A 10089-nucleotide genomic window follows, 5' to 3' on the forward strand; every position below is an offset into this window, starting at 1 on the left:
TGTCGTCATCATACCCGATAGATGTCGTCATCATACCCGATAGATGTCGTCATCATACCCGATAGATGTCGTCATCACATTAATATAGACCTTACTACATATAGCTTTCAGAGTACTGAAAAGCATTTAAAAGCCTTTAAAAGCATTAAAAGCTTTTTAGTTGTGTATAAGTAATAAAAAAAGGGGATATATAAGATTAGAAACCTGGTAATGGATTATTTCTACTCTGACTTGTATTACTAATCTCTATTCCTCTATCGATTACTTTTAAACCTTCATTAATGCTTCTTAAATCAACCTCAGTTAACTTTTCAGCATAATCAGTAGTAAAGCTACTTAAACTGTCCCCAAGCTCTTTAGCATGCTTCTGGGCGCTCTCAGTACTACTTAGTGTATTTAGTCCTTCGCATGCGATCTTGTATTGCTTAGCAGTCAATCTAATAGTCTTATTTATATGTTGCTCTGCTAAAGCTCTGCTCTCATCTGTTTTGTCACTGTTATTCGCATATTTGGTTAAAGCAGTTAGATAAGGTTTTACTGTTAAAATCTCTGCGGTTACTCTGCTAGTATCATTTCTACCTAGTTTTGCTTGATATTCTTTTTTTAGCTCAGCCCTCTGTTTGTCTACATGAGCGATAAACTTATCAAAATCTGCTGTGACTGTTTGGTAATGTTCCCTTTCTTGTGAAGGGAAGTTTAACAAGCGAAATACGTGAGGATTATCCTCTAATATTTCGACAGTATTGATCTTGTCGGTAGCGAGCCTTATATTTTGTCTAAAATCTGAACCTTGGCTTTCATTGACCCCTAGTTTTTTCGCAAAGTCATCAAGTACCGTCAGTTGCCTCTTGTCAAAACGTCCTTTTGTATGCCGGTCAAGCAATATATAAGCTAGCGTCTTAGCTGCGTCCTTAACATCATTACTTCTTTGAATATCTCCGAATTTCGATCCGTTAAGCTTGTTATCTGTTTCTCTAATTGCTCGATCAATTCGTCTTTTTCGCTCAAAAAAGGCTCGTTCGTACTTGTTATCGAAAGGGCTTGGGGCTGGTTTTGCTCTTTCTGTAATGCTGTTATGGATTCTTGAAGCTTCTGATTTGCTGTTTGTAGCTCTTTGTTTTGTTGCATTAATCCAGTTTGGTAGGTTTTTGCATCGTTTAGCTGCCCACTCACCAACTGATAAGATTCCCTCGTGCTTGTTAGTAATTTCACCAATGACTTCTGGTAAGTTCTCACATCGTTTAGCTGCCCAACCACTTGCTGATTCTGCGTCTCTAGTTCTGACTGCGTTTTCATCAATGACTCGTTGCGTTCTATCAATGACTGATTCTGTGTATTTGATTTTGTCAGTGATTTCTCCAAGCGTTCGATTAACTCTATCAATTCGGTCACGGTTCTCTCTCTCAAAAATAATTTTGTTAGACGCTTCTAGCACCAAGCTATTACGCTCTGCGATCATAGCGTTAATCTCACCTCTGATCGTCACTGGTGCGATGCCAGTAAATTCTTGCTCATTATCTAAGGCTTTCTTTTTAGCCTTTTCGTATGCGTCACGCTCCAGCTTCGTCGCAACCGAACCCATTTTAAGCTGCGGCTCAATATCTTTGCCTTGATCTGCATAGCTACGACTATCGATAAAGTTAAGATTATGCTCGGCTAGTTTATCGTTTGCCGTCTGCTCCCAAATTTTTCGAACCTCTTTGATTTCCTCGCTGACGCGCTCTAGTCCAAGCGAACGCCGCTTATTATCTGATAGCTCAATGGTCGCCTTATTTTTCAATACGATCTCAAAATTATCATCAAGTTCTGCGGTGCGCGTGGTGAACAGGATATGAGCATGGAAGTTACGCGGGTCTGCGCCCCGATCAATCTCTTTTTGTGTGGGTTGATGGATAGCACAATCTGCTATTGTGCCGTAACGATCTGCTAAGGTTTGGGCGAACTGGTGCGCCAGCTCTTTTCGGTCTTCTGCGCTTAATTCATGCGGTAGATTAACCAGCCATTCGCGAGCCACACGCGCATCTTTTCTTTTCTCTGCTGACTCTGCGTTGTTCCATAAATCACTACGTGAAATTTCAGCGTTGGCTGCTGCCAACGCTGACGGTAAAATAATATCCGCACTCATCACGCCATGCTTTTTTGAGTAGTCGTGGGTCTTGCCATATCGCTTATCTTCAAGCTCAACACCTCCGCGATAGCTCGCACTAGCAACGGCACTTTGCCCACTGCTTCGTGATATTGATTTAGTCGATGCGATAAAAATAGCCATTTCTGAAATCTCTATCTGTTATTTTTTAGCACTACATCTTTTCGTAGTGCTGGGGGGTGTGGGGGTTTACCCCTGCCGATGTTTTGACTTCATAAATGTATGACCGTAGGGAATAAACATTTGTGAAGTCGAAAACTCGCACTTAGTCAGTGGGACTCAACCATCCGTCAATTAACTATATCATAGTAGATTGTTAGAGTCTGGCAAAGTTGCTATAGTTATAAGGAATATAATTTTGGTAATTAAAGGAAGAGTTATGAGCTTACTTGGCGGTAATGATTTAAAAGAACAGCAGAAGATTAATGATCTTGAGCTTAAAATAAATAGGGAGAAGCAGAAGCTAGATAAAAAGCTAACACGGCAAAAAATACTACTAGGTGCTTTTCTTATTGATACTTTAGAAAAAGATCAGGTACATGGATTAAAAGGCTATATCGCTAAGAAACTGCCCGAATATTTAACGAGAGAAACGGATAGGGAGCTATTAAAAGGTCTAGTTGAAAACTTGGGTGGTACTATGGCAGCTGAAAATAATGAAGACAAAGCAAATATTGAAAGAAATATTTGATAAAATTAAAAAAGAAAACCCTGCACAAAGGCAGGGTTTTCGCAACTGTCTAGGGGGGAGGTGTTAACCTACGATACCCCTAGCTCACAACTTGATTATAAGGCTTTCTAAGTATGAATTCAACTGTTAACGGTGAAATGGTAAAGGGTACTCTATCCTCACCAAGACTATCTACTTACGAAAGAGAAGCTTCTGACTTAGAAGGTGCTTTAAGATTATATCTATGGAACGCAAACATATCAGGCGCATTCTTTCCCTGCCTACATATTTGTGAGGTGACTATCAGAAACGCGGTTTCAGAGGGGCTGTTTAAGCTACATGGTAACCAATGGCCTTGGGATAATGGTTTTATAAATACATTACCTAACCCTAAGTATGGCTACAATCCAAGAAACAACCTAAAGCAAGCAAGGGATAAATTATCTGATGTCAACAAAGTGATACCTGAACTGAACTTCGTGTTTTGGCAAAAAATGTTTACCAGTCGTCATGATGACCAGTTATGGCTCCCTCACTTTAGACTCATCTTTCCTAATGCGGATACTACTGTTGAAATAAAGGAATTGAGAGGTGAGATATACAATAATTTGGAAAAAATCCGAAAGTTAAGAAACCGTATAGCCCATCATGAACCAATATTTAGAAGAAAACTCGATGAGGATTATAAGGCAATTATAAAAATAATAGGCTATAGGTGTGGGGATACCGCTCAATGGTTGAGCTTAAACCAAAACGTAGCCTCGCTATTGAGCAACAAGCCTTGAGATCTAAAATTATAAGCAGTTGCACAGTTTTTAGGAAACTCCCGAATTTACCGCTCTATATGTTATCAATTATTTTATCTTTTCATTATATCGTTAATCATTTTATCCACATGTTGACGCCATTCTTCTACAGTCTCGAACCCAGCTTCTTTCGCTATTTTTTTTTCATGCTGTTCACAATCTTTTTGTGCTTCATCTCGTTTTTTTATGTTTCTCTCAATTGTTCTATCTAATTCCTCGCTAGCCTTATTCATTCCATCGGTAAATTTATTTAATGCTGCGCAAACTTCTACGTCAGCTTTTCTAAAAAACTTAAATAAACCTTTCAACATAGTAAAACACCTCATTTTTGATAGTATCGAAAATTACCTAGTTAGAGACCTTGAATGTAGTTATTGAACCGCCCCGACTTTATCGGAGAGTGATTTATTTGAGTCAGGCAGCGATGCCTGACAGATTTAAATTATCATAATACCGCTTTTCAAACTCAAAGGGTGACACATAACCAATCGTGCTATGCAAACGGGTTTTATTAAACCAGTCCACCCATTCAAGCGTGGCTAATTCAACATCGTTAATGCCAATCCAGCTCTCTTTTAAATAATGTATCACCTCAGACTTATATAGGCCATTGACCGTTTCAGCCAATGCGTTGTCGTATGAATCGCCTGTTGTACCAACAGAAGCAATCACGCCAGAGTCAGCCATCTTATCTGTGTAACGAATGGATAAGTACTGAACCCCGCGATCACTGTGATGAATGACATCTTTGGGATTGTTTCTATCTGCTATTGCTTGGTTTAATGCCGCCATCACCATATCCGTGTTCATGCGATTAGAGACCTTCCAGCCCATAATATCGCGAGCAAATACATCAATAATAAAGGCGGTATACACCCAGCCGCTAGTCGTTTTTATATAGGTGAAGTCAGCCACCCATAGCTGGTTAGGGCGATGAGCACTAAAGTTACGATTAACCAAGTCAGCAGCACGCTTTTGATCATCACGACTGTGAGTTGTTATTTTACCTTTACCGCGCCAAACGCCTTGTAGGCCATGCTGGCTCATTAAAGCTCTATGGTACAACGAGCAACCTTTAACCCGTCAGCTTTCATCTGCTGCCATACTTTACGTGCACCGTAACGGCATTTGCTGTCCTGGCTGATATGTTTAATCTCAGCCAGATAAATGTCGTCATGCTGACTGCGTAATGAGCGCTTTTCAGGGCAACTCTCTCCAAGTCTTGAGCACGATAATAAGTTGACGGGGCAATCTGTAGGACTCTACAGATCAGCTCGACCCCATACTCAGCTTTGTTATCATCAATAAAACTGATCATTACTTGTGTGAATGCCTCGTCTCCGCCTGGGCGAAAAAAGCAGCTGCTTTCCTAATGATTTCATTGGCTTGTCTAAGCTCTCTGCATTCGCGTTCAAGCTCTTTGATACGCTGCTCTTGGCTTTGCGCTTGCACTGAGGCAGGAATAGTTTGATCGATATGCTTTTTATGCCAGGATCGCAGGGGTTCAGGCGTGCAGCCAATTTTAGGGGCAATGGCTTGGATGGCTGACCAGGTAGAGGGGTAGTCGTTTGCTGCTTCGATCAGCATACGAACGGCGCGTTCTTTAATCTCAGGAGTGTAGTTTCGTGTTTTCATTGTCGCATTCTCTCAGAGTGTTGAGTCTCCGATAATACCGGGGCGGTTCATAGATTACCTAATTAATAGATTTATTCAGATACTGAATTATGCCTTGCGTCTTACTATTACTCTATATTTTGGAACATCTACTGTTCCAGTTTTATCGTGTATTTGAAAGGATTAATCTTATATTGCATTTATATATGTTAGGCTTGGCCTCTGAAAATTTTAGCAATCCCTTTACAGTTGATGCGTGGAACGCATTTTTTTTATAATTAGTTAGGAGTATTGCAATGGGTATGGGAAATTTGAGTAATGAAACTTTATTTTTTATTGGTTTCATTATACTTCTTACAGTGTTTTTTCATGTTCGTTATAGCCAAAAAATATCCGAACAAGCTCCTACAATTCTCACAACCTTAGGGATCTTTGCTACGTTTTTCGCAATCGCGTTAGGTTTGCTTAGGTTTGACTCTGTTAATATTCAGGACAGCGTACCTGCTTTACTTGATAGTATGAAAACTGCATTCTGGGCTTCGGTATTCGGCGTGGGTGGTGCTTTAACCTTTAACTTCAGAAAATTACTTGAAACAACTGAATATATCGATGAGTCTGATGTTAGTCGGGAATTATTAAAAGAGCTGACAGCTTTAAGATTTGAAAATGATCAAAGTATGAAAGAGCTCACAGAATCTAAAAACAGAGAGCTTGAAGTTGGTCGAGAGGTATTGGAAGAAATAAAAGAATTAAGACTTGAGAGCAGTCAAAACCTAAGAGAACTTACAGAGTCTAAGAATAAAGATTTTGAGCTCAATCAAGAGCACCTGAAAGAGATAAAGGAATTAAGACTTGAAAATAATAACAATCTCAAAGAGCTTACAAGGGCTCAAAACGAGGCACTTGATAAAATTTCGAAATCATCATCAGAGGAGTTAATTAAGGCTTTACAAGAGGTTATTAAAGACTTTAATGAGAAAATAAGTGAGCAGTTTGGAGAAAACTTTAAACATTTGAATGACGCGGTATCAAAGCTTTTAATATGGCAAGAGCAGTATAAAGATTATATTGATACCTCTACAAGCTCACTAACGACTATTACAAATACTGTTCAGTCGTTTATTAGTCAGTTCACTTCGATAGTTGAAAACTCAGAAGTTATAACTAGTAATTCAGAAAAATTTGTAGATAATGCAGGAGTTTTCAAAGATGTTGCTGAAAACTTAGAAGTTACTTTAGGTAACTTAGATACCCAACGACAAGCTATTCACAATCAGTTAGGAAGTTTATCAAAGCTAGTTAGCCAGGCGTCAAATGATTTGCCACAAATTAATAACCAAATCTTAGACATAGCAGAGACTATGCAAAACTCAGCAAAAGATTTCAATAATCAAGTATTAGGTATAGCGAACACGATGCAGACTTCGACAACAGGGTTCAATAACCACGTTTCGGGTATAGCAACTGCCATGCAAAGCTCAGCAAAAGATTTCAACAGTACTGTCTCTGAGCTATCAAATGACACTAAGAGCCAAACAAATGCGTTAACTGAAGGGATTGAACGAGCTTTGCTTGAGTCTTTGAATACACTAGGGGGCCAGTTATCTGCAATGACAGAAAAATTTGCTAACGATTATAATCAACTTTCGGATGCTCTTGCTAGAATATCTAGAATTACACAAGATAGTGGGCGTTAATTATGGCAAAAAATTCAGATGGGCATTGGATACCATTAGCGGACTTAATGACAGGCCTTATGATGATGTTCATGCTTATCGCTGTTTTGTATATGCTTAAAGTTAACAGTGCTGTGTCTGATTACTCAACATCAAAAAATGAATTGGGTAAAGAGCTGTGTGAAGAATTTGCGGGCGATTTAGAGAAATGGGACGCAGAGTGCGATGATGCTAACCTAGTTGTCAGGTTTAAATCTCCAGACGTATTATTTGATACTGGACAATCCGTTATAAAACCTCAATTCCAAAGTATTTTAAGTGATTTTTTCCCTAGATATATCGATTTACTTAATCAAGAAAAATATAAATATAGCATTGAAGAGATACGTATTGAAGGGCACACTTCAAGTAAGTGGCGAGTTGGAGCATCGGAAAATGAAGCCTATTTTTCAAATATGCAACTATCTCAAGCTCGTACTTTAAGTGTGTTAAGGCATGTTCTTTCTGAGAAAAACACCCCTACTCAGGCATGGAGTAAAGATCTGTTAACAGCTAATGGACTATCTTCTTCCAAACTAATACATAATATTGATGGAACAGAAAACCAGCAAGGTTCGCAAAGGGTTGAGTTTAGAGTTAGAACCAATGCTGATGAGTATATAAATAATATTATTGGTGATTTAGGTCAGCAACAATGATGATAACTATCAAATTACCCAATTTTTTTAAAAGTAGCTCTTTCATCGCTTTGAAAAGTCGCATGGGTATAGATAAAAACACCTATGGAAGTTTTATAAATAGTCAGAGCTGGGGAACTCAGTTTCAAATTGAAACTATCGGGATTGAAGTTGAGAATGTATCAGATATTATCCCTTTAAATGATCATACGTTAACCTATAATGGTGAGAGGGTAATCGTATATATACGTGACGTGAATGAATATAACAATGAAGTAAGGCTACCTAAATTTCATGTTGCGAACTGTAAGACGCTACAGCAAATGATTAAAGATGGTAGAAAAAGAAGATATGTTGTCTCAAAAAATACGGAGAATAGTTTTCATTTAAACTTTATTAGTGGTAATTCCGTTAGAAAAGAAGATCATGCTCTAAGTGTTTGCAAAAATTGTCTAGAGATTTTACGTTGGGATGGCTATTTCCAAGGCTGGAACTCTGAAAAGAAGGATAAATGTGTTAGCTATTTCCAGATTAAGAATTTCTTTTCCAAGTATCCAATATCTTTAATAGATAAGAAAGGATTTTCTAATAATAATTCGTCGATTAATACATACAGTGATGATTGGAATACTATCAGCCAAAGCTATAAAAATTCTAAAAAATGGGTATGTGAGCAATGTGGTGTTAACTTAATACATAGCAAAACCCTACTACATACCCATCATATAAATAGCCAAAAAAATGAAAACAATATTTCAAATTTAAGAGCTCTTTGTATTTGTTGCCATGCAAATCAACCAATGCACAATCATATGCTCGATACTGCTGACGCTCATAGTAGTCTACAAGAGGTTCTAAAAATCCGTAGAAAGCAAGGTATATTATAACTCACCGCTTTTCTTTCTTTTAAAATCATAATTTTTTGAGTGTAAAGCTTAGTCGTCAACAAGGAAATTAAAATGAGAAAGAAGTTATTTAGGTTTTTTTTAGGAGCATCCATTGCACTCTTGCTACTTACAGTTTTTTTAATTACTCAACTATCCTATGTAGGAGTTGGAATTCAGTATGTTTTAATTCCTGCCTTAGTTATAGCTGTTATATTTAGCTGGCTTTTTTATAAGGAAGATTCGGGTTATTTTGGTTAGATTAATAAATTAAGTCTGAACACTCTTAATATTTACTTGTTAGACTTCTTGCAAAAATTATTATTGACTAAAACAAGAGCCAATCTTCTTAAACTATACCCCAAGGAAACTAGCTATTTCGCCCTTCAAACCTATTAACAGACCACTTAAAATAGACTGATATAATGGAACCAATTATAACAGTCTGTTCTATGTGGTCCATTTCTGTCGTTATCTTGAGAAATCATAGTCTTCTTCATTACCATCTAAATACTCACGTATAGGGCGTTTCTTACTGAACTTAGAAGCGTCCTTTTTGATCTCACTGACTATAAAGTCGCTGTATGCTGTCCAATTCTTACCAGCGTCGCCTCTGGCAAGACTGCTATACGTACTTATAAACTCTTTATGCCGACTAATACGCCACAGCTGCTTGTCGGATAAACCATCAATAGTGAACATATCTGATGTATGAGCGTCACGGCTTACGGTTTCTTCTTGTCGCTCCTTAGGCTTGCTCTTAGTAAGCACCTTAAATTTAAAGCCTATGATTGAGCTTTTATTTTTTTCTTGTTCATAACTTATTTTCAAGTCTGTTTTGTCATTGATCTCAGAAACAGCAACATCTAACACGCGACGTTTAAAATCGCTCATACGCTTGTAATCATCTACCCCTAAGCCTAGTTGACCTCTGAATGTCTCCAAGTCAAATAATGGGGTTCTCTTCGCTTTACGCCATTGAATTAAAAGTTCATAAAGACGAACTGAATAGACGCTATTGAGCGTTGCTGTTTGCCCTAGTAGATATTTAGTAAAAAATGTTTGTAAACCGTCGATGCGTGTTATTTCTTTGACCACTGCTGGTGTCAGAATGATTTCAATTGAACCTTCACCTTTTATATATTCAACCTGACTTACCCAACGTGTTTTGACTTGATTATCCCGCTCATTTATAAATGAAAATCTACGCTCAAAAAGTGTTGCTTCTGCTGATAAAAGCACATCATAAGCTGTATCAACATCTACATCAAAGCACTCCGCATAACGCTTAGCGGATATCCTTAAAGGGTTGTCTGCTGTTAATCCTGTCTGAGTTTCCCTGCTATCAATAACAGCTAATTGTATTAGTCGAATTTCAACTAATGATAAATTTTGTATAGCTGTGTTCAATCGGTTGGATTTAACCACTAGATTACTCATACTACTACCTTGACTGGATTCCATTAACAAACCTCTTCCATAAATTTGACTAGATAGCGACAAAATATTATATTGTCGCTATCTAGTCAAATTTATATTTGTCGTCATCATACCCGATAGATGTCGTCATCATACCCGATAGATGTCGTCATCATACCCGATAGATGTCGTCATCA

At 37.9% G+C, this 10089-nt stretch carries 9 protein-coding genes, 1 pseudogene and 1 other annotated feature; of the genes and pseudogenes, 6 read left to right on the forward strand and 4 right to left on the reverse strand.

Annotated features, from left to right (window positions below):
• Window positions 1–196 precede the first annotated feature (196 nt).
• Window positions 197–2269 (reverse strand): MobA/MobL family protein, encoded by a 2073-nt coding sequence (locus JMX82_RS13775; protein WP_201540952.1) that lies wholly within the window; start codon window positions 2267–2269, stop codon window positions 197–199.
• A 256-nt stretch (window positions 2270–2525) separates the two neighbouring features.
• On the opposite strand from JMX82_RS13775, the gene JMX82_RS13780 reads away from it, so the two are divergent.
• Together JMX82_RS13780 and JMX82_RS13785 are read left to right on the forward strand one after the other, a co-directional pair.
• Entirely contained in the window at window positions 2526–2837 is a 312-nt protein-coding gene (locus JMX82_RS13780; RefSeq protein WP_201540953.1) for a mobilization protein MobS, read from the forward strand.
• 113 nt (window positions 2838–2950) lie between these two features.
• Complete coding sequence (locus tag JMX82_RS13785) at window positions 2951–3601, forward strand: Abi family protein (protein WP_201540954.1); 651 nt, start codon at window positions 2951–2953, stop codon at window positions 3599–3601.
• Between the two features lie 74 nt (window positions 3602–3675).
• Here the strand turns inward: JMX82_RS13785 and JMX82_RS13790 are convergent, their stop codons facing one another.
• On the reverse strand, window positions 3676–3933 hold the full coding sequence (locus JMX82_RS13790) for a hypothetical protein (RefSeq protein WP_201540955.1): 258 nt from the start codon (window positions 3931–3933) through the stop codon (window positions 3676–3678).
• A gap of 103 nt (window positions 3934–4036) precedes the next feature.
• Window positions 4037–5257 (reverse strand): annotated as a pseudogene (locus tag JMX82_RS13795) (IS3 family transposase).
• Window positions 4866–4982 (reverse strand) — a sequence feature (AL1L pseudoknot). (Overlaps the previous pseudogene by 117 nt.)
• 275 nt (window positions 5258–5532) lie before the next feature.
• Here JMX82_RS13795 and JMX82_RS13800 point away from each other — a divergent pair.
• The 4 genes from JMX82_RS13800 (at window position 5533) to JMX82_RS13815 (ending at window position 8734) form a co-directional block, all read left to right on the forward strand.
• Window positions 5533–6933 carry a hypothetical protein gene (locus JMX82_RS13800; RefSeq protein ID WP_201540956.1) on the forward strand — a complete coding sequence of 467 codons (1401 nt, stop codon included), beginning with the start codon at window positions 5533–5535 and terminating at the stop codon, window positions 6931–6933.
• 2 nt (window positions 6934–6935) lie between these two features.
• Complete coding sequence (locus tag JMX82_RS13805) at window positions 6936–7610, forward strand: flagellar motor protein MotB (protein ID WP_201540957.1); 675 nt, start codon at window positions 6936–6938, stop codon at window positions 7608–7610.
• Window positions 7607–8476, forward strand: coding sequence for an HNH endonuclease (locus tag JMX82_RS13810; protein ID WP_201540958.1), 870 nt, complete (start codon window positions 7607–7609; stop codon window positions 8474–8476). The genes JMX82_RS13805 and JMX82_RS13810 overlap by 4 nt, the downstream gene beginning before the upstream one ends.
• Before the next feature lie 72 nt (window positions 8477–8548).
• Window positions 8549–8734: a hypothetical protein gene (locus JMX82_RS13815; RefSeq protein ID WP_201540959.1), complete on the forward strand. Its 186-nt coding sequence runs from the start codon at window positions 8549–8551 to the stop codon at window positions 8732–8734.
• Window positions 8735–8944: 210 nt separating this feature from the next.
• Here the strand turns inward: JMX82_RS13815 and repM are convergent, their stop codons facing one another.
• Complete coding sequence (repM, locus tag JMX82_RS13820) at window positions 8945–9913, reverse strand: replication initiation protein RepM (RefSeq protein ID WP_201540960.1); 969 nt, start codon at window positions 9911–9913, stop codon at window positions 8945–8947.
• Window positions 9914–10089: the final 176 nt, after the last annotated feature.

It is taken from the genome of Psychrobacter sp. 1044, from assembly GCF_904846525.1.
GTDB lineage: Bacteria > Pseudomonadota > Gammaproteobacteria > Pseudomonadales > Moraxellaceae > Psychrobacter.

Coding starts and splice junctions, on each gene's coding strand:
- JMX82_RS13815 (WP_201540959.1), top strand. CDS start 8,549: ATGAGAAAGAAGTTATTTAGGTTTTTTTTAGGAGCATCCATTGCACTC.
- JMX82_RS13810 (WP_201540958.1), top strand. CDS start 7,607: ATGATGATAACTATCAAATTACCCAATTTTTTTAAAAGTAGCTCTTTC.
- JMX82_RS13785 (WP_201540954.1), top strand. CDS start 2,951: ATGAATTCAACTGTTAACGGTGAAATGGTAAAGGGTACTCTATCCTCA.
- JMX82_RS13775 (WP_201540952.1), bottom strand. CDS start 2,269: ATGGCTATTTTTATCGCATCGACTAAATCAATATCACGAAGCAGTGGG.
- repM (WP_201540960.1), bottom strand. CDS start 9,913: ATGAGTAATCTAGTGGTTAAATCCAACCGATTGAACACAGCTATACAA.
- JMX82_RS13805 (WP_201540957.1), top strand. CDS start 6,936: ATGGCAAAAAATTCAGATGGGCATTGGATACCATTAGCGGACTTAATG.
- JMX82_RS13790 (WP_201540955.1), bottom strand. CDS start 3,933: ATGTTGAAAGGTTTATTTAAGTTTTTTAGAAAAGCTGACGTAGAAGTT.
- JMX82_RS13780 (WP_201540953.1), top strand. CDS start 2,526: ATGAGCTTACTTGGCGGTAATGATTTAAAAGAACAGCAGAAGATTAAT.
- JMX82_RS13800 (WP_201540956.1), top strand. CDS start 5,533: ATGGGTATGGGAAATTTGAGTAATGAAACTTTATTTTTTATTGGTTTC.